The organism is Streptomyces hebeiensis, from assembly GCF_052983195.1.
The window spans coordinates 6,644,625-6,666,596 of record NZ_CM129812.1 but is presented as its reverse complement, the minus strand read 5'-3'; the positions used below and the strand labels follow the sequence as shown (position 1 = coordinate 6,666,596).

General features: G+C 72.5%; 17 protein-coding genes. 10 read left to right on the top strand and 7 right to left on the bottom strand.

Features of this window, described 5'->3' with window-relative positions:
• Positions 1–10: 10 nt before the first annotated feature.
• The 5 genes from ACU6P3_RS28575 to ACU6P3_RS28555 all read right to left on the bottom strand — a co-directional run bounded on the left by ACU6P3_RS28575 (position 11) and on the right by ACU6P3_RS28555 (position 7,163).
• The gene (locus ACU6P3_RS28575; RefSeq protein WP_447194743.1) at positions 11–1,492 is read right to left on the bottom strand and encodes a M20/M25/M40 family metallo-hydrolase; all 1,482 of its coding nucleotides are present in this window, start codon (positions 1,490–1,492) and stop codon (positions 11–13) included.
• A 1-nt stretch (position 1,493) separates the two neighbouring features.
• Positions 1,494–2,327 (bottom strand): M55 family metallopeptidase, encoded by an 834-nt coding sequence (locus ACU6P3_RS28570; RefSeq protein WP_447194742.1) that lies wholly within the window; start codon positions 2,325–2,327, stop codon positions 1,494–1,496.
• Positions 2,328–2,696: 369 nt separating this feature from the next.
• Positions 2,697–3,416, bottom strand: coding sequence for a class I SAM-dependent methyltransferase (locus tag ACU6P3_RS28565; RefSeq protein ID WP_447194741.1), 720 nt, complete (start codon positions 3,414–3,416; stop codon positions 2,697–2,699).
• 219 nt (positions 3,417–3,635) lie between these two features.
• Complete coding sequence (locus ACU6P3_RS28560; RefSeq protein ID WP_447194740.1) at positions 3,636–6,158, bottom strand: ATP-binding SpoIIE family protein phosphatase; 2,523 nt, start codon at positions 6,156–6,158, stop codon at positions 3,636–3,638.
• 531 nt (positions 6,159–6,689) lie between these two features.
• A complete protein-coding gene (locus ACU6P3_RS28555) occupies positions 6,690–7,163 on the bottom strand; it encodes an SRPBCC family protein (RefSeq protein ID WP_447194739.1) in 474 nt (157 codons plus the stop codon).
• A gap of 139 nt (positions 7,164–7,302) precedes the next feature.
• Between ACU6P3_RS28555 and ACU6P3_RS28550 the strand changes: the two genes are divergently transcribed.
• Positions 7,303–8,346 (top strand): Rv2578c family radical SAM protein, encoded by a 1,044-nt coding sequence (locus tag ACU6P3_RS28550; RefSeq protein WP_447194738.1) that lies wholly within the window; start codon positions 7,303–7,305, stop codon positions 8,344–8,346.
• Positions 8,347–8,424: 78 nt separating this feature from the next.
• Here the strand turns inward: ACU6P3_RS28550 and ACU6P3_RS28545 are convergent, their stop codons facing one another.
• On the bottom strand, positions 8,425–8,991 hold the full coding sequence (locus ACU6P3_RS28545; protein ID WP_447194737.1) for an adenylosuccinate lyase: 567 nt from the start codon (positions 8,989–8,991) through the stop codon (positions 8,425–8,427).
• Between the two features lie 438 nt (positions 8,992–9,429).
• Here ACU6P3_RS28545 and ACU6P3_RS28540 point away from each other — a divergent pair, with 438 nt between their 5' ends.
• From ACU6P3_RS28540 to pssA, 9 genes are all read left to right on the top strand, one after another.
• Positions 9,430–11,274, top strand: a complete 1,845-nt coding sequence (locus ACU6P3_RS28540; RefSeq protein WP_447194736.1) for a 3-hydroxyacyl-CoA dehydrogenase family protein — start codon at positions 9,430–9,432, stop codon at positions 11,272–11,274.
• A 106-nt stretch (positions 11,275–11,380) separates the two neighbouring features.
• Positions 11,381–12,205 carry a TetR family transcriptional regulator gene (locus ACU6P3_RS28535; RefSeq protein WP_447194735.1) on the top strand — a complete coding sequence of 275 codons (825 nt, stop codon included), beginning with the start codon at positions 11,381–11,383 and terminating at the stop codon, positions 12,203–12,205.
• A gap of 453 nt (positions 12,206–12,658) precedes the next feature.
• A complete protein-coding gene (gene ccrA / locus ACU6P3_RS28530) occupies positions 12,659–13,996 on the top strand; it encodes a crotonyl-CoA carboxylase/reductase (RefSeq protein ID WP_447194734.1) in 1,338 nt (445 codons plus the stop codon).
• Between the two features lie 8 nt (positions 13,997–14,004).
• Entirely contained in the window at positions 14,005–16,053 is a 2,049-nt protein-coding gene (locus ACU6P3_RS28525) for a methylmalonyl-CoA mutase family protein (RefSeq protein ID WP_447194733.1), read from the top strand.
• Positions 16,050–17,090 (top strand): HpcH/HpaI aldolase/citrate lyase family protein, encoded by a 1,041-nt coding sequence (locus ACU6P3_RS28520; protein WP_447194732.1) that lies wholly within the window; start codon positions 16,050–16,052, stop codon positions 17,088–17,090. Before ACU6P3_RS28525 ends, ACU6P3_RS28520 begins: the two co-directional genes overlap by 4 nt.
• 5 nt (positions 17,091–17,095) lie before the next feature.
• Positions 17,096–17,602, top strand: a complete 507-nt coding sequence (locus ACU6P3_RS28515) for a MaoC family dehydratase (protein ID WP_447198102.1) — start codon at positions 17,096–17,098, stop codon at positions 17,600–17,602.
• A gap of 6 nt (positions 17,603–17,608) precedes the next feature.
• Entirely contained in the window at positions 17,609–18,814 is a 1,206-nt protein-coding gene (locus ACU6P3_RS28510; protein ID WP_447194731.1) for an acyl-CoA dehydrogenase family protein, read from the top strand.
• Positions 18,815–18,995: 181 nt separating this feature from the next.
• The gene (locus ACU6P3_RS28505) at positions 18,996–19,643 is read left to right on the top strand and encodes a phosphatidylserine decarboxylase (RefSeq protein WP_447194730.1); all 648 of its coding nucleotides are present in this window, start codon (positions 18,996–18,998) and stop codon (positions 19,641–19,643) included.
• Positions 19,630–20,496, top strand: a complete 867-nt coding sequence (pssA, locus tag ACU6P3_RS28500) for a CDP-diacylglycerol--serine O-phosphatidyltransferase (protein ID WP_199814079.1) — start codon at positions 19,630–19,632, stop codon at positions 20,494–20,496. Before ACU6P3_RS28505 ends, pssA begins: the two co-directional genes overlap by 14 nt.
• A 129-nt stretch (positions 20,497–20,625) precedes the next feature.
• On the opposite strand, the gene ACU6P3_RS28495 is transcribed toward pssA, so the two are convergent.
• Positions 20,626–21,783, bottom strand: a complete 1,158-nt coding sequence (locus ACU6P3_RS28495) for a glycerate kinase (RefSeq protein ID WP_447198101.1) — start codon at positions 21,781–21,783, stop codon at positions 20,626–20,628.
• Positions 21,784–21,972 lie beyond the last annotated feature (189 nt).

The window sequence follows — 21,972 nt, the reverse complement described above, 5'->3', positions numbered from 1 at the left end:
GCTTAGGCGGTCAGGCCGTCTTCAGATAGTGGTCGAGGACGCGCGCCCCGAAACGCAGCGCCTCGACGGGTACGCGCTCGTCCACGCCGTGGAACAGCGCCTGGTAGTCGAATCCGGGCGGCAGTCGGAGCGGGGAGAAGCCGTAGCCGGTGATGCCGAGCCGGGAGAACTGCTTGGCGTCCGTGCCGCCCGACATGCAGAACGGCACGGCGTGTCCGGCCGGGTCGAAGCGCTCGACGGCCGCGCGCAGCTTGGCGAAGGTCGGGGAGTCGACCGGCGCCTGGAGCCCGACCTCCCGGTGGTGGAACTCCCAGGCTACGTCCGGCCCGGTCAGCCGGTCCAGCGTGGTGCGGAACTCCTCCTCGCCGCCCGGCACCGTCCGGCCGTCGACGTAGGCGGTGGCCCGGCCCGGGATCACATTGACCTTGTAACCGGCTTCCAGGACGGTCGGGTTGGCGCTGTTGCGCACCGTCGGCGCGATCAGCTCGGCCGCCCGGCCGAGCTTGCCCAGCAGGCCGTCCACGTCGAAGCCCTCGGCGTCCATGCCGTCGAGGTCCGCCTCTATGCCGTGCAGCGCGGCGATCTCCACCAGGGCGGCCCGCACGGTCGGGGTGAGCCGGACCGGCCAGTGGTGGTCGGCGATCCTGGTGATGGCGGCGGCGAGCCTGCTGACCGCGTTGGCGTCGTTCACCTTGGAGCCGTGGCCGGCCCTGCCCTCGGCGGTCAGCCTGAGCCAGGCGGTGCCGCGCTCCCCGGCGCCGATCGGATAGAGCGTCAGTCCGGAGCCGGCGTGGAAGGTGTACGCCCCGGATTCGCTGATGCCTTCCGTGCAGCCCTCGAACAGGCCGGGATGCCGGTCGGCCAGGAAGCCCGCGCCGTCGGCGGCGCTCGCCTCCTCGTCGGCGGTGTAGGCGAGGACGATGTCCCGGCGCGGCCGGATCCCGGCCCTGGCCCAGGCGCGGACGACGGACAGCACCATCGCGTCCATGTTCTTCATGTCGACCGCGCCCCGGCCCCAGACGACACCGTCCCTGACCTCGCCGGAGAACGGGTGCACGGTCCAGTCGGCGGGCTCGGCGGGGACCACGTCGAGATGCCCGTGGACCAGCAGCGCGTCGGCGGCCGGGTCGGTGCCCTCGATCCGGGCCACCACATTGGTCCGGCCGGGCGTGCGCTCCAGGAGGACGGGCTCGAGGCCCGCCTCGGCCAGCCGCTCCGCGACGTATTCGGCGGCCGGGCGCTCGCGGCAGTCGCCGCTCCCCCGGTTGGTGGTGTCGACACGGATCAGGTCGGAGGTGAAGGTGACGACCTCGTCCAGCGCACGCGCGTCCAACGCGTCGCCGGTGGCGGAGGCTTGGGCGGAGCCGCAGGCTTGGGCGGAGCCGCAGGCTTGGGCGGAGCCGGAGGCGGATGCCTGGTCAACCTCAGTGGCCTCGGGAACCTCGACCGCACCTGCCGCACCGTTCGCGTCGCTGCTGTTCATGGAGCTCATGTCACCCATACTGCTCTTCCATCGCCGACGAGACGATCGTCGTCACGGCTTTGAAGGTGCGAATGGCCTCATACATCGTCCCGCTGGTGTACCTGACCCGCCGCTCACCACTGGGCTCCACGCCGGGGACGACCGTGGAGACGTCGGAGAGGTGGGCGGCGTCGAACTCCATCTCCATGGTGAAGGGCCCCCCTTCGGCCGGTTCGCCGCGCCGGGCCAGCGCCGCCGCCTCCTTCGCCGCGGCACGGATGTCGGCGGCGGTGCGGGCGGGGGTACGGCAGACCGCCGCGTACCGCGAGACATGGTCCTTCACGGCGACCTTGCGGGCGTCCGGCGCGTAGCCCTCGGCGTCCCGGCAGGTCAGGTCGTCACCGGTGACCAGCACCACGGGGACGCCGAACTCGGCGACCACGTGCGCGTTGAGCAGGCCCTCGCTCGCGCGCGCGCCGTTCAGCCAGACGCCGGTGAGGGCGTTGGCGAGGTACGTGTGCGCGAGGACGCCCTCCGTACCGGCGCCCGTGTGGTATCCGATGAAGGCGACGCCGTCCACGTCGCCGTGCTGGACCCCCTCGACCATGGAGAGCGGCTTGTGACGGCCGGTCAGCATCTGCGCGCGCTCGTCCAGCCGCTCCAGCAGCAGATTGCGCATCGACCAGTGGGCCTCGTTGATGAGCACCTCGTCCGCGCCGCCGTCCAGGAAGCCCAGCACGGCCGCGTTCACATCCGAGGTGAACATGGCCCGGCACCGCTCCCATTGGGGCGTGCCGGGCAGCACGTCGGCCGGCCAGGTCACGCCCGTGGCGCCCTCCATGTCGGCGCTGATGAGGATCTTCACCGGCCCGCTCCCTTCCTCCACTCGGCCCCGGACCACCGGGGCGCACCCGGCCCGTCCGGTCAGCAGTGATCTCCTGGCATCAGTATGCGGGGCGGCACCGACAACCCGCCGGTCGAAGCGACCGCGGCACACCGCGGTGGCGGCCGCGACCACGTCCGCGTGCTCCATGGCCGAGTGCGGCAGGACGAAGCCCCCGGGCCGCCGGAGGTGAACGGCCCCGGCCGTCCGACCGGCGGGGTCCCGGCCCGCCGACCCGCGTACGCCCGGACCTCCGGCCCGGTCACGAGTGACCGTCTCCCCGGCGAGGAGCCCCCGGCATGCCCCGGCGGCGAGGAGACGGCACGCGTCCGGCCCCCGTACGGACGGCCGCTACGCGCGGGCGAGGACGTACCACCGCGCCGGCAGTTCGAGCAGGGTCCCGTCCGGCATCCGCTCCGTCTGGGCGAGGCCGGTGTCGCCGTCCGCCAGGATGGTCAGGCCCGCCGCGCGCAGCAGCGCGGGCGTCTCCTCGTCCTCGGCGCCGCCCGGCTTGAGCCCGTGCTCGAAGACCCGCCGCAGCTTCTCGGGCGGCCCGCCCGGCCGCCGCGCCGCCTGCCGCAGCACGTCCTTGGCCGCGGAGGTCAGCTCCGCGACGAAGGCCCGGCCGCGCTCGCCGAGCAGTTCCGCCACGGCCGCGGCGACCTGGGGCCGGTCCTGGGGTTCGCTCTGGTGGATCACCGCCCGCATATAGACGTTGCTGTCCCCGAGCCGGCCGCCCAGCTCCCGTACCGCGGCGCGGTCCACCAGGTCGAGCTGTTCGAACTCCGCGCGGCCGGCCCGATCCGCGTGCCGCGCGTGCGCGATCGCCGCGTGCGAGAGGTCCACACCGGTCGCGCGGGCGAACCGCGTGGCCAGGTAGCGGGTCTGGGTGCCGTTGCCGCAGCCCAGGTCCACCACTGGCAGCGAGGCATCGGCGTACGGCAACAGCAGGGCGCAGTGGGGGGCGGCGGCGAGCGAGGGGTCGACGTCCCATATCGCCGCCCCCTGGGTGCCGGAGGTGCCCCGCCAATACCCCTCCCACGCCTCGCGGTAACGCTCTGACACGTGCATACGTATACGTCTCCCCAGGTCGGCCCGGCGTCCAGCGCGTTTTCGAGGGACTGGACTACCGTCCGCGCGGGTCCGGGACAAGGGAAGGGACACGGAATTCATCGGATCACCACAGGGAAGTCGCGTCCCGCCGCGCGTCACCACGGGAGAGCCGCTTCTCGGCACGTGTCACCACGACCTCGCCGCGCCGGACCGACCTCTCCACAGGGCGAGGACCCCTCAGCCCGTCCGCAGCCCACCGGGCCGCGTCGGCGTCCGCGTCAGGGCCTGTTCGAACCAGACCGTCTTCCCCCGGGCCGAACTGCTGCTGCCCCACTCCCGGGCCAGGCTGCTCACCACCCGCAGCCCACGGCCGAACTCGTCCTCCGCCCCCGCGTCCAGCAGGGCCGCCGGGGCCGGCTCGTCGTCGAGGACCTCGCACAGCAGCGCGTCCGTACGGACCAGACGCAGCCCCACCCGGTGGGAGCGGGCGTGGTTCATGGCGTTGGTGACCAGCTCGCTGACCATCAGCTCGGCCGACTCGGCGGCGCCGGGCAGCCCCCACGCGGACAGCTGCCCGCGCACCAGCCGCCGGGCCCGCGCCACCTCCCGTGGGTCCAGCTCCAGCTGGAACTCGGCCACGTCCGCGCCGGGGATGCCGTTGAGCCGCGCCATCAGCAGGGCCACGTCGTCCTTGCGTCCGTCCCGCGTGTTCAGCGCGCGGATGATGGCGTCGCAGGCGTCGTCCATGGAGGCCGCCGGGTGCGCGGCGGACGCGCACAGCGCCGCCAGGCCGTCCCCGATGTCCGCGCCGCGCACCTCGACCAGACCGTCGGTGCACAGCACCAGCCGGTCGCCCGGCCCCACCCGTACGGTAGCCGTCTCGAAGGCCACGCCGCCCACGCCTATGGGCGCCCCGGTCGGCAGGTCGAGTACGTCGGCGCCGCCGTCCTCGGCCCGGACGAGCACGGGCGGGATGTGCCCCGCGTTGGCGATCTGGAGCTCCGACCTGATCGGATCGTAGACGGCGTAGAGACAGGTCGCCAGGTAGGTCTCCCCGAGCCGCTGCGCCACGTCGTCCAGGTTGCGCAGTAGTTGCGCGGGCGGCATCTCCATGGTCGCCATGGTCCGCACGGCGGTCCTCAACTGGCCCATCATCGCTGCCGACTTGAGGCCGTGGCCCATCACGTCGCCGACGACCAGAGCGGTGCGCGAGCCGGGCAGCTTGACGGCGTCGAACCAGTCGCCGCCCACCCGGCCCAGCCGCGCGCCCGGCAGGTAGCGGGTGGCGATGTCGCAGCCGGCCATCCGCGGACCGACCCGCGGCAGCATGCTGTCCTGGAGCGTCTCCGCGACGTTCTCCTGGTGGGTGTACATGCGGGCGTTGTCGAGGACGAGGCCGGCCCGCGCCGCGAGTTCCGCCCCGGTCGTGCGGTCCATGTCGTCGAACGGCTCCCGGTCGGGCCGGCGCATCAGCACCATGAAGCCGAGCACCACATCGCGCGCCTTCAGCGGCACGAGCAGCATGGAGCGGTGGTTGATGAGCGGGCGCAGGTCCCGCTTCTCGAACTCGCCCGAGATCCGGTTGCCCATCTCCTCGCCGATACGCGGGATCAGAACCGGCTCCCCGGTGACCATGCACTGGAAGAACGGGGTGTGCTCGGGGAAGGCGATGGCCTCGCCGACCGGGACCGTGTCGTCCCACCGCCCCGGCTCGTCGTTGTGCTCCACCCACACCCGGTGCCAGACGGTGGTCACATCGGGCGGGCCGTCCGGGAATCCCTCCCCCGCGAGCACGGCGGCGCGCAGGTGAGTGCCGGCGAAGTCGGTGAAGCGGGGCACCGCGGCGCTGGTGACCTCGCGGATGGTGGTCGCCAGGTCGAGCGACGAACCGATCCGGCCGCTCACCTCGTTGAGGAACTCCAGCCGCTCACGCACCTCCGCGTACTCCAGGTCGAGCTGAGGAGGGGGAGCGGCCGTCCGCCGTAACCGGCCCGGGGCCGTGTCGGTCGGCACCGTCCCGGAGCGTGGTCCACCTGCTCCCGCCCACCCCTGCGCGCGCCGGGGCACGCCCCAGTCGGGGGTGACGGGAACGCGTTCCTGGTGACTGAACTCCAGTACCGGGTAACCGAGTTCGAGAACCTGCGCGATGATGCGGCCGGACTCGGCGGGGCCCATGTTCGGCAGGATGTCCGGCAGGCGCCGGGCCAGCGCGTCGGAGTCCGGGAACTCGGTGTGCAGGGCGAAGCCGGGGCTGACCCGCGGGATGTCGCCACGTGCGCCGCCCTCGCGGTTCCCGCCCGCGTCGCGGTTCCCGTGCGCCTCCTGGTCGTACGGTGTCCCGCTGTCCGCGCGGAACCGGGCCGCGTCCGCCGCGAGTAACAGATGGCGCCCGGGACCCGGTCCGACCAGCGGATAGGCCCACCAGAGCACGTCGAGCCCGCCCGGCCCCGGCCCGGAGAGCTTCGCGCGGCCCGAGGTCGGATAGAGGCCGCGGAGGCGCAGCCCGGGCCCCAGCTCGCCATCGGCGTCGTACGTCCCGTGCGCCACGCCCTGTTCGTTCCGCGCGAGTGCCCCGGCCACCGGCATCAGATCGCTCGCAGGCTGCCCGACGGCCTCGTCCCGGGAATGGCCGAAAAGCCGTCGTGCGCCCGTCGACCAGTGCGACACGAGGCCGTCGCCGTCCACGACGATCACGGCGAGCGGGATCCGGCCGGCCGCGCCGAGCCGCTGTGGCCGCCCGGACGGATTACCACGGTCCATGCGTGGAAGGCTCCTTCCCTGCCGCAGGTGTGCGCGGCTCCGCCCTCCACGGTAAGGCCCGCCGCGCGCGTCGCGCCGGGCAATGAACCAATCAGTAGCACGCCCGCGCACCACCGTGGCCGGGTCAACAGTTGACTGGAAATCAGTCAGTCTTCGTCCCCCAGCCGAAGGTAGCGCCCCGTACGCGCGCCCCCGCCCCGCGGAGCACGGTGGCGACCGGCGGATGGCCCGCCATGATCACCGTGGCTCGTGCCGGTACGGTGGCCGACTGGCCGGACGGCGTGACGGAGAGCGTGACGGACGGAGGGGCGGACGGGGCCGCGAGCGCGGGCCCCGAGGTGGCCGGTCCGGGAAAACACTCGAAATGGCGACCGGGCAACGGCCACGCGGGGCGGGCCGACGGCGCCGGGGCCCGACCGACGGACGCCGGTGGCGGCCGGCGTCCGTCGGTCGGGAGCGGTGTGGCGGTGCGGTGACGGTGCGGTGACGGTCGCGGGCGGGCAGCGTGCCCCGCCCCGCCCCGCGCGGGGGCTACTGGTCCGCGCCCGCCGCACCCCCGGCCGCACCCTCGGTCTCGGCCGCGAGGTTGGCGAGCACCTGGTCGTAGATGCGCGCCAGCCCCTTGGGCGCGAAGGTGCGCTCGAAGAAGCCGCCGATGCCGCCCGCGCCGTTCCAGACGGTGGTCACGACGGCCTTCGAACGGCCCTCACCGGCCGGAGTGACGGTCCAGGTGGTGACCATCGAGGAGTTGCGGTCCTTCTCCACGAGCCGGCCGTCGCTCGGCTCGGTCACCTCCAGCAGGCAGTCACGCACACGCTTGCTGGTGGCCTGGAGCTTCCAGTGCACGAGAGTGCCCTCGCCGTCGCCGCCCTCGCGCACCTCGTACTCGCTGAAGGGGGCCGGCAGCAGCTTCGCACGGGTGTGCTCGTAGTCGGCCAGCACGTCGAACACCGTCTCCGCGTCCGCCGCGATGATCCGCTCCGTCGTGGCCTCTACCTGCGCCATGGCTCTCTTCCTCCAGCACTCGGTTTTCCAGTGAGTTGCGGCCACCCAACCACCCTCGGGTACACCCGCCAAATCGAGGTAGCAGCGATCAAGGGAACGTTTGTTCTATTATTTGGGCAGCACTACCGAGGAGGCACCCATGCGCTGGGACAATCTGGTCGAGAACGCCTCGACGGCCGGGGAGAATGCACTCTTCGGCACCGATGCGGTGATCAGGCGCACCTTCGACACCCCCGAATTCCGCGGCATCACCTTTCACGAGATCCGCGCACGTTCGATCATCAACCGGGTGCCGGGCGCGTCCCGCATGCCGTTCGAATGGACGGTGAATCCGTACCGCGGCTGCTCGCACGCCTGTGTGTACTGTTTCGCGCGCAAGACGCACAGCTATCTGGATCTCGACACGGGGCTGGGCTTCGACTCCCAGATCGTGGTCAAGGTCAACGCGCCCGAGCTGGTCCGCCGACAACTGGCGTCCCCGCGCTGGCAGGGGGCGCACATCGCGATGGGCACGAACGTCGACTGCTACCAGCGGGCGGAGGGCCGGTACCGGCTGATGCCGGGGATCATCGCGGCCCTGCGCGAGCGGGCGAACCCCTTCTCCATCCTCACCAAGGGCACGCTCATCCTGCGCGACCTGGAGTCGCTGCGGGAGGCCGCGGCCGTCACGGACGTGGGCGTCTCGGTCTCGGTCGGCTTCGTCGACGAGGACCTGTGGCGCACGGTCGAGCCGGGCACACCGTCACCGCGGCGGCGCCTGGACGTCGTACGCGCCATGGCGGACAGCGGGATCGGCTGCGGCGTGCTGATGGCCCCGGTCGTCCCCTTCCTCAGCGACGACCCCGCCCAGCTGCGCGAGACGGTACGGGAGATCGCCGCGGCCGGAGCCGGGTCGGTGACCCCGCTCGTCCTGCACCTGCGGCCGGGGGCGCGCGAGTGGTTCATGACGTGGCTGGCGGAGCACCATCCGCGTCTGGTGACGCGGTACGAGCGGATGTACGCGGGCGGCGCGTACGCGCCGACGTGGTACCAGCGGCGGGTCACCCGCCAGGTGCACGAGTTCGCGGCCGAGTTCGGGATCGGCCCGGCCGGCCGGGGCGCGGCCCGGCGCATCACCGCACCGCCGGAGCCGGGCCCGGACCGCGAACCGGCGTCGGGCGCCACCCAGTTGACGCTGCTGTGACGCGGCCCCAGGGCCCTTCGCCCGGATCCCGCCGGGCGCAGGGGTCCTTGCGCTCCACCCTTCCGGTCGCGCGGCCTCTTACGGAAGCCGGCCCAGCGCGGTCGCGGCGGCGGTGGCGAGCCGGGGAAGGTCGCGGGCGGCCTCGAGTACGGGACGCGCCCGGGCGTCCCCGAGGCGGCCCAGGCCCTCGACGCACGCCAGCGCCACCCGCCAGTGCGGCTCGTCCGGCGTCAGGAGCCCCGAGAGCGTGGCGATCAGCGCGGGCACGGACTCGGGCGCGCGCAGTTCGGTGAGCAACCGGACGGGGTGCATCGCGTAGGCGGTGCGCAGGGTGTTGGTGGCCAGCGCGGCGGCGGCCCTGGGCGTCCGGGGGTCGCCGAGGCGGGCCAGGGCGTAGGAGGCCGAGACACAGCGTTCGGGGTCGCGGTGGTTGAGCAGCAGCACGAGCGTCTCGAACGCCCGGCGGTCCCCGGCGCAGCCGAGCCGGAAGGCGGCGAGTTCCCGGGCCCAGAGGGGCTGTTCACGCGCGGTGAGGACGGCTGCGAGTTCGTCCCGGTCCTCGGCCCCGACCAGCCGCTGGTAGGCGAGCGAGCCCCCGGATTCGTCCCGCACCCGGTCAAGGAGCGAACGTAAGTCCTCATCCATGGCCCCAGGGTAGCGATCCGCCGCCCAGAGATCACCGGCGCGTACGCCCCGCCCGCCCCCACCACACCCAGCGCCCCCGGCCGGGCCGTCGCCGCGCACCGCGCACCGCGCACCGAGTGATCCAGCCCACATCTTCCCCCGTCTGGCGCGCTCGTTACTCGGGGGTTAACCTCAGATGAGCGGGTCATCGACCCGCGACTCGCGGCGGCCTGGTGACGCAGCCGTCGTGAGAGCAGTCGGTTCCAACCGGCCGGGCCACGGGACAGGGCCTGCCGTTCTTTCTCCCGCCATGCGCGCCCCCACTCACACCCCGGGGCGCGGTCACGCCACCGCGCGCCGGTACGCGTACGGCTCCCGGTGAACCGTCCGGCCGCACGGCACGCACCCGCACAACCCGGCACCGGGACACCAGTCGTCACTCTCCCCTCAGGAGTCCTCATGGACGCCCCTCTCGCCTCTCCCACCCCTCATGCCTCTCTTGCCCCTTCAGCCTCTCCAGTCCCTCCCTCACCGCTCTCCCCCATCGCCGTCGTCGGGCTCGGCACCATGGGCACCGGCATCGCCGACGTGCTCGTCCGGGCCGGTCACGAGGTCATCGGCATCGACATCAGCGACGCCGCCGCCGCGCGTGCCGTCGCCTCGATCGAGGCCGCCACCTCACGCGCCGTGGAGCGCGGGCGGCTCGGCGCCGGGGAACGGCGTACGGTCCTCGCGCGACTGCGCACCTTCTCCGACCTCCGGGCCGCCGCCGACGCCGAGTTGGTGATCGAGGTCGTGCCCGAGTCCTACGAGACCAAGCAGCGCGTCTTCCGGGAGCTGGACGGCATCGTCAGCCCCGCGGCCGTGCTGGCCACCGGCACCAACGCGCTGTCGGTGACCCGGCTCGCGGCCGACTCGGCGCACCCCGAACGGCTGCTGGGGCTCCATTTCTTCAATCCGGCCCCGGCCATGAGGCTGGTCGAGGTGGTCTCCTCCGTCCTGACCTCGCCCCGGGCCGTCGCGGCCGTCACCGCGCTCGCCCGGCAGCTGGGCAAGGAGCCCGTCGCGGTGGGCGACCGGCCCGGCTTCGTCGCGGACGGTCTGCTCTTCGGCTATCTCAACCAGGCGGCCGCGATGTACGAGGCCGGATACGCCACCCGGGAAGACATCGACGCCGCGATGCGGCTGGGCTGCGGGCTGCCGATGGGCCCGCTCACGCTGCTCGACCTGATCGGTCTGGACACCGCCCGGACCGTGCTGGAGGCGATGTACGCGGCCACCCACGACCGGCTGCACGCGCCCGCGCCCGTGCTGCGGCAGCTCAGCGAGGCCGGGCTGACCGGCCGCAAGTCCGGACGCGGCTTCTACACCTACGCGGCGCCGGGCAACGGGACGGCCGTGCCGGACGCCCGGACGCCGACTGCCGCGGCGGACACCGTGCCGGGCAGGCCCGTCGCCTCGGTGGGCGTCGTGGGGTCGGGCACGATGGCGGGCGGTATCGCCGAGGTCTTCGCCGGAGCCGGGTACGAGGTGGTCCTGGTGGCCCGTACGCCGGAGAAGGCGGTGGCGGCCACCGCCCGGATCGGTTCGTCCCTGAACCGCTCCGTCGCCAAGGGCCGGCTGACCGCCGGGGCCCGGGACGGGACGCTGTCCCGTATCCTCCCGGCCGACTCGCTCGACGCGCTCGCCGAGGCGGACCTGGTCATCGAGGCCGTGGCCGAGGACCTGGAGGTCAAACGGGCGCTCTTCGCCCGGCTCGACAAGGTGTGCCGGCCCGGCGCGGTGCTGGCCACGACGACGTCCTCCCTCCCCGTGGTGGCCTGCGCCCGGGCGACCTCGCGCCCCGCCGACGTCATCGGGATGCACTTCTTCAACCCGGCCCCGGCCATGAAACTGGTCGAGGTGGTGCGCACGGTCCTGACCGCCGACGACGTGCACGCCACGGCGCGCGAGGTGTGCGCCACGGTCCGCAAGCATCCGGTCGACTGCGGCGACCGCGCCGGGTTCATCGTGAACGCCCTGCTCTTCCCCTACTTGAACAACGCGGTGAAGATGCTCGAACAGCACTACGCGACACCCGACGACATCGACACCGCGATGAAGCTGGGCGGCGGCTATCCGATGGGGCCCTTCGAACTGCTCGACGTGGTCGGTCTCGATGTGTCGCTGGCCATCGAGCGCGGGCTGCACCGTGAGTTCCGCGACCCGGGGCTGGCCCCGGCGTCGCTGCTGGAGCGGCTGGTGGCCGCGGGCTGCCTGGGGCGCAAGACGGGGCGCGGCTTCCGGGAGCACACGCGGCGCTGAACGGCGCCGGACCGGGCGCGCCCGGGGCGGGACGGAACCGGGCGCGCCGCCGCCCGCTTCGCCCCCACGGGCGCGCCCTCCTGCGCCGATGCAGTACGTTCACCTCATGTCCCAGCCCGCCAGGTCCACCCGTACGCGCAGCAGGTCCGACGCTCCCGAGAGCGCCGCGGGCGTGCGCGCCGCCGCCCAACGCCTGAAGATGCGGCGGGAGCTGGCGGCAGCGGCCATGGAGCTCTTCGCGACCAAGGGGTACGAGGCGACCACGGTCGACGAGATCGCCGCCGCGGCCGGTGTCGCGCGCCGGACGTTCTTCCGGCACTTCCGCTCGAAGGAAGAGGCGATCTTCCCGGACCACGACGACACGCTCGTACGCGCGGAGGCGGTGCTCAACGCGGCGCCGGCCCACGAGCACCCGCTGGACACCGTCTGCCGGGGCATCAAAGAGGTCATGCGCATGTACGCGGCCTCCCCCGCCGTGTCCGTGGAGCGCTACCGCCTCACCCGCGAGGTGCCCACGCTCCGCGAGCGCGAGATCGCCTCCGTGGCCCGCTACGAGCGGCTGTTCACGCGCTACCTGCTGGGCCACTTCGACGAGCGGGACCACGCCGACGGCAACGACGACCCGCTGATGGCGGAGGTGGCGGCGTCCGCCGTCGTCACGGCGCACAACCACGTGCTGCGCCGCTGGCTGCGGGCCGGCGGCGAGGGCGACCTCGAAGCGCAGCTCGACCACGCGTTCGCGATCGTCCGCGAGACCTTCGGCACCGGGGCCGGGGCCGGCCGGGCCCTGGGCGGCGCGCCGTCCCAGCCGTCGGCCACGGCGCGGACGAGCGGCGACGTGCTGGTGACGGTGGCCCGGACGGACGCGCCCCTCGACGAGGTCATGCGGACCATCAAGCAGGCGCTCAAAAGCACCCGAGCGGGCACCTGAGCGGGGCACCCGAATCGGCGGACGCGGCGGCCCGCCCCGAGCACCCGCACGCACTCCCCGCACCCACCTGACCGCACACGGTGATACGACGCGGGCTTCGGGCGGTACAGATTGCTCATGCGTGCCATGCGGATGACAAGTGAGAGCAAAATTTGGCACCCAGTGCCTTGCAGGCTGTCACGGCGTGCCATACGTTGAAGGTGTCCGGCTGTTCCCGTGGGCCATCTCGCCCACGCTCCGGACGCCTGCGTCACAGGCATTTCCCGCGCCCACCCGGCGCCGCCACCCGGCGCCATCCACACGCATCGCATCACACGCATCGCACGTACCGCATGCACCCGCACGCACACCCCCCGCGTCACCCGCCGGACCGACGGACGGCACCCCTCCACCGCACCCGGCCGCCGGTCCGGCGGTCCCCCGACGCACCTCGGTTTCACCGGAGGCGACACCGTGAAGGAAATCCTGGACGCGATCCAGTCGCCGGACAGCACGTCCGCCGACTTCGCCGCACTGCCCCTGCCCGACTCGTACCGCGCGGTCACCGTGCACAAGGACGAGACGGAGATGTTCGCCGGCCTGCCCACCCGGGACAAGGACCCCCGCGAGTCCCTGCACCTCGACGAGGTGCCGGTGCCCGAACTCGGCCCCGGCGAGGCGCTCGTGGCCGTCATGGCCAGCTCCGTGAACTACAACTCCGTGTGGACCTCGATCTTCGAGCCCCTGCCGACCTTCGGCTTCCTGGAGCGCTACGGCGCCCTCGGTGACCTGGCCAAACGGCACGACCTGCCGTACCACGTCATCGGCTCCGACCTCTCCGGTGTCGTCCTGCGCACCGGACCGGGGGTGAGCGCGTGGCATCCGGGCGACGAGGTCGTGGCGCACTGCCTCTCCGTCGAGCTGGAGTCCTCCGACGGCCACAACGACACGATGCTCGACCCCGAACAGCGGATCTGGGGCTTCGAGACCAACTTCGGCGGCCTGGCGGAGCTGGCGCTGGTGAAATCCAACCAACTGATGCCCAAGCCCCTCCACCTGAGCTGGGAGGAGGCGGCGGCTCCCGGCCTGGTCAACTCGACCGCGTACCGGCAGCTGGTGTCGCGCAACGGCGCCGGGATGAAGCAGGGCGACAACGTGCTGATCTGGGGCGCGAGCGGCGGGCTCGGTTCGTACGCCACCCAGTTCGCGCTGGCCGGCGGCGCGAACCCGGTCTGTGTGGTCTCCAGCGAACGGAAGGCGGAGCTGTGCCGGCGGATGGGCGCCGAGGCGGTCATCGACCGGACTGCCGAGGGCTACGCGTTCTGGAAGGACGAGCGGGAGCAGGATCCGCGTGAGTGGAAGCGGTTCGGCAAGCGCATCCGCGAGCTGACCGGCGGTGAGGACGTGGACATCGTCTTCGAGCACCCGGGGCGCGAGACGTTCGGCGCCAGCGTGTACGTCACCCGCAAGGGCGGCACGGTCGTCACCTGCGCCTCGACCTCCGGTTACACGCACGAGTACGACAACCGCTATCTGTGGATGTCCCTCAAGCGGATCATCGGTTCGCACTTCGCCAACTACCGCGAGGCGTGGGAGGCCAACCGGCTGATCGCCAAGGGCAGGATCCACCCGACGCTGTCGAAGGTGTACGCGCTCGGGGACACCGGCCAGGCCGCGTACGACGTCCACCGCAACCTGCACCAGGGCAAGGTCGGGGTGCTGGCGCTGGCGCCCCGGGAGGGCCTGGGGGTGCGGGACGAGGAGCTGCGGGCCCGGCACATCGACGCGATCAACCGCTTCCGGAACGTGTGAGGCGCGCGATGACCGACCGTCACGAGGCTGCTCCCCCGTCCCCCGACGCGCCCCGCGCCAAGGACCGGCCCTGGCTCATGCGCACCTACGCCGGCCACTCCACCGCCGAGGCGTCCAACGCGCTCTACCGACGCAACCTCGCCAAGGGCCAGACGGGCCTGTCCGTCGCCTTCGACCTGCCCACCCAGACCGGCTACGACCCCGACCACGTGCTCGCCCGCGGCGAGGTCGGCCGGGTGGGCGTGCCGGTGTCGCACCTCGGCGACATGCGGCGGCTGCTCGAGGGCATCCCGCTGGACCGCACGAACACCTCGATGACCATCAACGCCACCGCCATGTGGCTGCTGGCGCTCTACCAGGTGGTGGCGGAGGAGCAGGGGGCGGACCTCGGCGGGCTCCGGGGGACGACGCAGAACGACATCGTCAAGGAGTACCTCTCCCGCGGCACCCATGTCTTCCCGCCCGGCCCGAGCCTGCGGCTGACCACGGACCTCATCACGTACAGCGTGCGCCACCTGCCCCGCTGGAACCCCATCAACATCTGCGGCTACCACCTCCAGGAGGCGGGGGCCACGCCCGTCCAGGAGATCGCCTACGCGGTGTCCACGGCGATCACGGTGCTCGACGCGGTGTTCGCCTCCGGGCGGGTCCCCGAGGGCAGCGAGGGGGAGGTGGTCGGCAGGATCTCCTTCTTCGTCAACGCCGGGGTGCGGTTCGTCGAGGAGATGTGCAAGATGCGGGCGTTCTCCCGGATCTGGGAGCGCGTCACCCGCGAGCGGTACGGGGTCGAGGACCCCCGGCAGCGCCGCTTCCGCTACGGCGTCCAGGTCAACTCGCTCGGGCTGACGGAGGCGCAGCCGGAGAACAACGTCCAGCGGATCGTGCTGGAGACGCTGGCGGTGACCCTCTCCAAGGACGCCCGCGCCCGCGCCGTCCAGCTGCCCGCGTGGAACGAGGCGCTGGGCCTGCCCAGGCCCTGGGACCAGCAGTGGTCGCTGCGGATCCAGCAGGTGCTGGCGCACGAGAGCGATCTGCTGGAGTACCCGGACCTCTTCGAGGGCTCGCGCGTCGTCGAGGAGAAGGTGGCGGCCCTGACCGAGGAGGCGTGCGCCGAGATCGGCCGGATCGAGGAGATGGGCGGGGTCCCGGCGGCCGTCGAGTCCGGCTATCTGAAGTCGCGGCTGGTCGCCGCGCACGCCGAGCGGCGGTCGCGCATCGAGTCGGGCGAGGAGAAGGTCGTCGGCGTCAACTGTTACGAGTCGACCGAGCCCAGCCCGCTCACCGCCGACCTGGACACGGCGGTCGAGACGGTGGACCCGGCGACCGAGGCCCGGGTGGTGGCCGCGCTGCACGCCTGGCGGGCCGGCCGCGACGAGGCGCGGGCGGTGGAGGCGCTGGCCGCGCTGAAGAAGGCCGCGGCGGGCACGGACAACCTGATGCCCGCGACGCTGGAGTGCGCGCGTGCCGGGGTGACCACCGGCGAGTGGTCCTGGGCGCTGCGCGACGTGTTCGGCGAGTTCCGCGCGCCCACGGGGGTGCGTGGGGCGCCGGTCGCGGTGAGCGCCGAGGCGGGCTCGCCGCTCGCGGCCGTACGGGAGCGGGTGGCGGGCACGGCGGCCGAGCTCGGGGCCGGGCGGCTGCGGCTGCTGGTCGGCAAGCCCGGGCTGGACGGGCACTCCAACGGCGCGGAGCAGATCGCCGTCCGGGCCAGGGACGCCGGCTTCGAGGTGGTGTACCAGGGCATCCGGCTCACGCCCGAGCAGATCGTGGCCGCCGCGCTCGCCGAGGACGTGCACTGTGTGGGGCTGTCGATCCTGTCGGGGTCGCACACCGCGCTGGTGCCGGACGTCCTCGCCCGGCTGCGGGCGGCCGGCGCGGGCGACGTGCCCGTGGTCGTCGGCGGGATCGTCCCGCGGGCGGACGCCGACGCGCTGCGGGCGGCGGGCGTGGCCGCCGTGTTCACCCCGAAGGACTTCGGAATCACCGGGATCGTCGGCCGTATCGTCGACGAGATCCGCAAAGCCAACAAGCTCGACCCGTGGGAGGTCCCCGTATGACCGCGCCTGTCAGCTCCGCCCGCCGCGCCGGCTCCCCGAACGCCGCCGGCTCCGCCGCCCCCGCGAGCGCCGGCGGCGACGGCACCGAGCAGCCCCGGCCGCGCCGCTCGTGCCTCGCCGTGCCGGGCTCGAGCCCGCGGTTCCTGGAGAAGGCCCAGGGGCTCCCGGCCGACCAGGTCTTCCTCGACCTGGAGGACGCCTGCGCGCCGCTCGCCAAAGAAGGGGCCCGGCACTCCATCGTGGACGCCCTCAACACGGGCGACTGGACGGGCAAGACCCGGGTGGTGCGGGTCAACGACTGGACGACGCAGTGGACGTACCGCGACGTGATCACGGTCGTGGAGGGGGCGGGGCAGAACCTCGACTGCGTGATGCTGCCGAAGGTCCAGGACGCGCGGCAGGTTGTCGCGCTGGACCTGCTGCTCACCCAGATCGAGCGGACGATGGGCTTCGAGGTGGGCCGGATCGGGATCGAGGCGCAGATCGAGAACGCCAAGGGCCTGGTGAACGTGGACGACATCGCGGCGTCCTCGCCGCGCCTGGAGACCATCGTCTTCGGGCCCGCCGACTTCATGGCCTCCATCAACATGAAGTCCCTGGTCGTCGGCCGGCAGCCGGCCGGCTACGACGCCGACGCCTACCACTACATCCTGATGCGCATCCTGATGGCGGCGCGCACCCACGACCTCCAGGCGGTCGACGGGCCCTACCTCCAGATCCGCGACGTGGACGGCTTCCGGGAGGTGGCGGGCCGCGCGGCGGCGCTCGGCTTCGACGGCAAGTGGGTGCTGCACCCGGGGCAGATCGAGGCGGCGAACGAGATCTTCTCGCCGTCGCAGGAGGACTACGACCACGCCGAGCTGATCCTGGACGCCTACGCCCACCACACCTCGGAGGCGGGCGGGAAGAAGGGCTCCGCGATGCTCGGTGACGAGATGATCGACGAGGCCAGCCGGAAGATGGCGCTGGTGATCGCGGGCAAGGGCCGGGCCGCCGGGCTGCGGCGCACCACCTCGTTCGAGGCCCCGGAGGCATGAGCGCCATGCGGTTCGGTCGTACTTTCGAGGAGTTCGAGGTCGGCGCGGTCTACAGGCACTGGCCGGGCAAGACGGTCACCGAGTACGACGACCATCTCTTCTGCCTGCTGACCATGAATCACCATCCGCTGCACCTGGACAGCAACTACGCCGAGAAGACCACCGACTTCGGCCGGAACGTCGTCGTCGGGAACTACGTCTACTCGCTGCTGCTGGGTATGTCCGTGCCGGACGTCTCGGGCAAGGCCATCGCCAATCTGGAGGTGACCTCGCTGCGGCACGTCGCACCGACGTTCCACGGCGACACGGTGTACGGCGAGACGACGGTCCTGGAGAAGACACCGTCGAAGTCCAAGAACGACCGCGGCATCGTCTCCGTGGAGACCAGGGGCCACAACCAGGACGGCACGCTCGTGTGCGTGTTCCGGCGCAAGGTGATGGTCCCCACCGCGGCGTACGTCAAGGAGCGCGGCGGGGACCAGCCCGGCCGCCCCGAACCCCGGGAGAAGTGACCACCGATGAGCCGACTCGCCCGGACCGCGGGACTGACCGACGTACAGCGGGAGATCCTCACCACCGTCAGGGAATTCGTCGACAAGGAGATCCTTCCGGTCGCCACGGAGCTGGAGCACCGTGACGAGTACCCGGCGCGGATCGTCGAGGGACTCACAGAACTCGGCCTGTTCGGGCTGATGATCCCCGAGGAGTACGGCGGTCTGGGCGAGTCCCTGCTCACGTACGCGCTGTGCGTGGAGGAGATCGCCCGGGGCTGGATGTCCGTCTCGGGCATCGTCAACACCCACTTCATCGTGGCGTACCTGCTGGAGCGGCACGGCACGGAGGAGCAGAAGCGGACGTTCCTGCCGCGGATGGCGGCCGGCGAGGTGCGCGGCGCGTTCTCGATGTCCGAGCCGGGGCTCGGCTCGGACGTCTCGGCGATCACCTCCAAGGCGGTCCGGGACGGGGACGACTACGTCCTGAACGGCCAGAAGATGTGGCTCACCAACGGCGGGACGTCCTCGCTCGTGGCCGTGTTGTGCCGCAGCGACGAGGGCCACCCGGCGGGCACGGCTCCGCACCGGTCGATGACCACGTTCCTGATCGAGAAGGAGCCGGGGTTCGGCGCCGTACGGCCGGGGCTCACCATCCCCGGGAAGATCGACAAGATGGGTTACAAGGGCGTCGACACCACCGAGCTGATCATGGACGATCTTCGCATTCCCGCCCATCGCGTCCTCGGCGGGACCACCGGCCGAGGGTTTTACCAAATGATGGACGGAGTCGAGGTCGGCCGGGTGAACGTCGCGGCGCGCGGCTGCGGCGTCGCGCTGCGCGCCTTCGAGCTGGGCATCGCCTACGCGCAGGCACGGCACACCTTCGGCCGGCCGATCGCGCAGCACCAGGCGATCCAGTTCAAGCTGGCCGAGATGGCCACGAAGGTCGAGGCGGCCCACGCCATGATGGTGGGCGCGGCCCGCAAAAAGGACTCCGGGGAACGAAACGACCTGGAGGCGGGGATGGCGAAGTACCTGGCCGCCGAGTACTGCAAGGAGGTCGTGGAGGACTCGTTCCGGATCCACGGCGGGTACGGATTCTCCAAGGAGTACGAGATCGAGCGCCTCTACCGGGAGGCCCCGATGCTGCTGATCGGCGAGGGGACCGCCGAGATCCAGAAAATGATCATTGGCCGACGGCTTTTGGAGGAGTACCGTTTCCAGGGTTGATTGTCGCCTTTGATCCGCTTCGACCGCGAAGAAGATCACACCCTGTCGTCCTTCCGCAGCGGCTTCAAGCCGCCCGACTCGTCGGCTGGCTTGCTCAGTTACGGCTCGCAACCGATACCATCGCTGGAAAGCCGCCGTCCCCCCGTTGCCAGCGCGGCATCATCCGCTACGAAGGTCAACCATGCCCCACAGCCAAACCTCTGCACCTCGCGGCCCGGTCCGCCTCGCGCGCGGAGCATCGCCGTGGCTCCTGCCGACCGTCGCCACGGCCGCCGTCAGCCTCGCCCGCGCCCGCCGCTCCCGGCGTGCCGCCGCCCTCGCCGTGCCCGCCACGGCGCTCGCGGCGGGCATGCTGTGGTTCTTCCGCGACCCCGAGCGCGAGATCACTCAGGGCCGGGTCATCTCCCCGGCCGACGGCGTGGTGCAGAGCATCATGCCGTGGAAGGACGGGCGCACCCGGGTCGCCATCTTCATGAGCCCGCTGAACGTCCACGTCAACCGCGCCCCCCTCGCCGGCACGGTGACGTCCGTGGAACACGTCCCGGGCGGGTTCGTTCCCGCGTTCAACAAGGAGAGCGAGAACAACGAGCGCGTTGTCTGGCACTTCGACACCGAACTGGGCGACATCGAGATGGTGCAGATCGCGGGCGCGGTGGCCCGGCGCATCGTCCCGTACCTGCCCCAGGGGACCAAGGTGGAACAGGGCGAGCGCATCGGTCTGATCCGGTTCGGCTCGCGCGTCGACCTCTACCTCCCCGAGGGTGTCGAGGTCGACGTCGAGGTCGGTCAGACCACGACCGCGGGGGTGACTCGCATTGACCGTGATTGATCCTGACACACAGGCGGGCTGGGCCGTCGAGGCGGAGGCCGCGACGGAGACGGAGGACGACGCGGAGGACATGCCGCTCTCACTGCGGCTGTCGATAGCGGACACCCTCACCCTCGGCAACGCCACCTGCGGCTTCATGGCGGTGTACTTCACCACCACCGGCATCCTGATCCCGCACCTCACGGGCAGCGACGAGAGCGGTATGGCGCGGCACTCCGCGGCCACGGCCGTGATCCTGATGCTGGCGGCGGCGATCTTCGACCTGTTCGACGGGCTCGTGGCGCGCAAGCTGCGCAGCTCCCCGATGGGCGCGGAGCTGGACAACCTGTCCGACCTGATCAGCTTCGGCCTGGCCCCGGCGTACTTCGTCCTGGTGTACGGCATGGTCGCCGACGACGCCCATCAGCGGGTCTCGGCGCTGGCCGCGGTGGTGGTGCTGCTGGCTGTCGTGCTGCGTCTCGCGAGATTCTCGTGCGTGACGATGAAGGACGGCATGTTCCAGGGGATGCCGTCACCCTTCGGGGCGCTGACGGTGATCTCCATCGTCCTGCTGGAGCTTCCCTTCGTACCGACCACGCTGGCGATCATCGGTGTGGCGTGGCTGATGGTCAGCCGGGTCGAGTACCCGAAGCCGCGGGGCGTCCTCGCGGTGGCGATGCTGAGCTGGATCGTGGCCGCGATGGGGCTGCTGGCGGCCTGGGCGTTCGACGCGCCCGGCGGTCAGCTGCTGCTCCAGACCGGCTGCGCGCTCCAGGTGGTGACGGGGGCGGTGATCCCGCTCTTCGCCACGGCGCGGCGGGTGAACACCTTCCGCGACAACCGCCGCGAGGCGCGGGCGGCGCAGCTGCCGTAGCGGGAGCGGCCACGGATACGGCGGAACGCGGGAGGGCCCGGGTGCGTGAGGCACCCGGGCCCTCCCGCGTGTGCCCCCGCGTGTGGCCGGGCCCCTCCCGCGCGGGGTCGGGGCGGCACGTCCCGGCCGTCAGCGGGTCAGCTTCTCCCGGGCGATCTCCTCCGCCAGGCGTTCCAGCAGCGGGCCCGCCTGGGCCATGCACACCGCCGGGTCCGGTTCCAGATCGGTGAGGGCGTAGGCGCGGGCGATTCCCGCCCGGTGCAGGGCGTGCGGCGGCAGCGTCAGCCGGCCGCAGACCGCGACGACCTCCACGCCCGCCGCCCGGGCCGCCGACGCCACGCCCGCCGGGGCCTTTCCGTGCAGGGTCTGTTCGTCCAGCGAGCCCTCGCCGGTGATGACCAGGGTCGCCCGCGCGAGCGCCGGGGCGAAGCCCAGGACGTCCAGCATGACCTCGATACCGGGGCGGAAGCCCGCGCCGAGGCCGACGAGCGCGCCGTAGCCGATGCCGCCCGCCGCGCCCGCGCCGGGAGCGAGGGCCAGGTCGGCGGCGCCGGGGCCGACGGCCCGCTCCAGGACCGTGACGTAGTGGGCCAGGGCCGCGTCGAGCGTACGGACGTCCTCGGGCGCCGTGCCCTTCTGCGGTCCGTAGACCGCGGCGGCGCCCTTGGGGCCGGTCAGCGGGTTGTCGACGTCACTGGCCAGCACGATCTCCGTCGTGGCGAGCCTGGTGTCCAGACCGGAGAGATCGGCCGTGGCCAGGTCGCGCAGGGCGCCGCCCCCCGGCCCGGCCGGCCGGCCGGCCGCGTCCAGCAGCCGCGCGCCGAGCGCGGTGAGCATGCCCGCGCCGCCGTCGGTCGTCGCGCTCCCTCCGACACCGAGGACGATGGTGCGGGCCCCCGCGTCGAGCGCGGCGCGCAGCAGCTCGCCGGTGCCGTACGTCGTGGCGGTGAGCGGGGCGAAGACGCCCTCCGGCAGGCACTGGAGGCCCGACGCCTCGGCCATCTCGACCACGGCCGTGCCGTCGCGCAGGGCGTACGCCGCGGTCAGCTCGTCGCCGAGCGGCCCGGTGACCCGCACCTCACGCCGTTCGAAACCGGCCGCGACGGCCGCCGCCACCGTGCCGTCGCCACCGTCGGCGACGGGCAGCGTCTCGACGGCGGCCCCGGGCACGACCCGGCGCAGGCCCGCCGTCACCCGCTCCGCCACCTGTACCGCCGTGAGCGAGCCCTTGAACTTGTCCGCCGCGACGAGCACGCGCGCGGCCTGCGTTGCTGCTCCGTCCGTCACCATGCGCCCCTTGCTCTCGAACAGGCGGTCGTGCCGCCCCGACCCTATCCGCAGGGATCACCGTCTGCCCATGGCCGTGACGTGGCCGGACCCGGCGGCCAGGAACGCGACGGCCGGGCGGGACCCACGCGCTTCCGGGAGGCCCGCGCGCCGTCCACGGCCCCCACACCGCTCGCGGGTCCGCGCCGG

Coding starts and splice junctions, on each gene's coding strand:
- ACU6P3_RS28505 (WP_447194730.1), top strand. CDS start 18,996: ATGCCCCACAGCCAAACCTCTGCACCTCGCGGCCCGGTCCGCCTCGCG.
- ACU6P3_RS28555 (WP_447194739.1), bottom strand. CDS start 7,163: ATGGCGCAGGTAGAGGCCACGACGGAGCGGATCATCGCGGCGGACGCG.
- ACU6P3_RS28550 (WP_447194738.1), top strand. CDS start 7,303: ATGCGCTGGGACAATCTGGTCGAGAACGCCTCGACGGCCGGGGAGAAT.
- ACU6P3_RS28515 (WP_447198102.1), top strand. CDS start 17,096: ATGCGGTTCGGTCGTACTTTCGAGGAGTTCGAGGTCGGCGCGGTCTAC.
- ACU6P3_RS28525 (WP_447194733.1), top strand. CDS start 14,005: ATGACCGACCGTCACGAGGCTGCTCCCCCGTCCCCCGACGCGCCCCGC.
- ACU6P3_RS28565 (WP_447194741.1), bottom strand. CDS start 3,416: ATGCACGTGTCAGAGCGTTACCGCGAGGCGTGGGAGGGGTATTGGCGG.
- ACU6P3_RS28520 (WP_447194732.1), top strand. CDS start 16,050: ATGACCGCGCCTGTCAGCTCCGCCCGCCGCGCCGGCTCCCCGAACGCC.
- ACU6P3_RS28575 (WP_447194743.1), bottom strand. CDS start 1,492: ATGAGCTCCATGAACAGCAGCGACGCGAACGGTGCGGCAGGTGCGGTC.
- ACU6P3_RS28510 (WP_447194731.1), top strand. CDS start 17,609: ATGAGCCGACTCGCCCGGACCGCGGGACTGACCGACGTACAGCGGGAG.
- ACU6P3_RS28560 (WP_447194740.1), bottom strand. CDS start 6,158: ATGGACCGTGGTAATCCGTCCGGGCGGCCACAGCGGCTCGGCGCGGCC.
- ACU6P3_RS28535 (WP_447194735.1), top strand. CDS start 11,381: ATGTCCCAGCCCGCCAGGTCCACCCGTACGCGCAGCAGGTCCGACGCT.
- ACU6P3_RS28540 (WP_447194736.1), top strand. CDS start 9,430: ATGGACGCCCCTCTCGCCTCTCCCACCCCTCATGCCTCTCTTGCCCCT.
- ACU6P3_RS28545 (WP_447194737.1), bottom strand. CDS start 8,991: ATGGATGAGGACTTACGTTCGCTCCTTGACCGGGTGCGGGACGAATCC.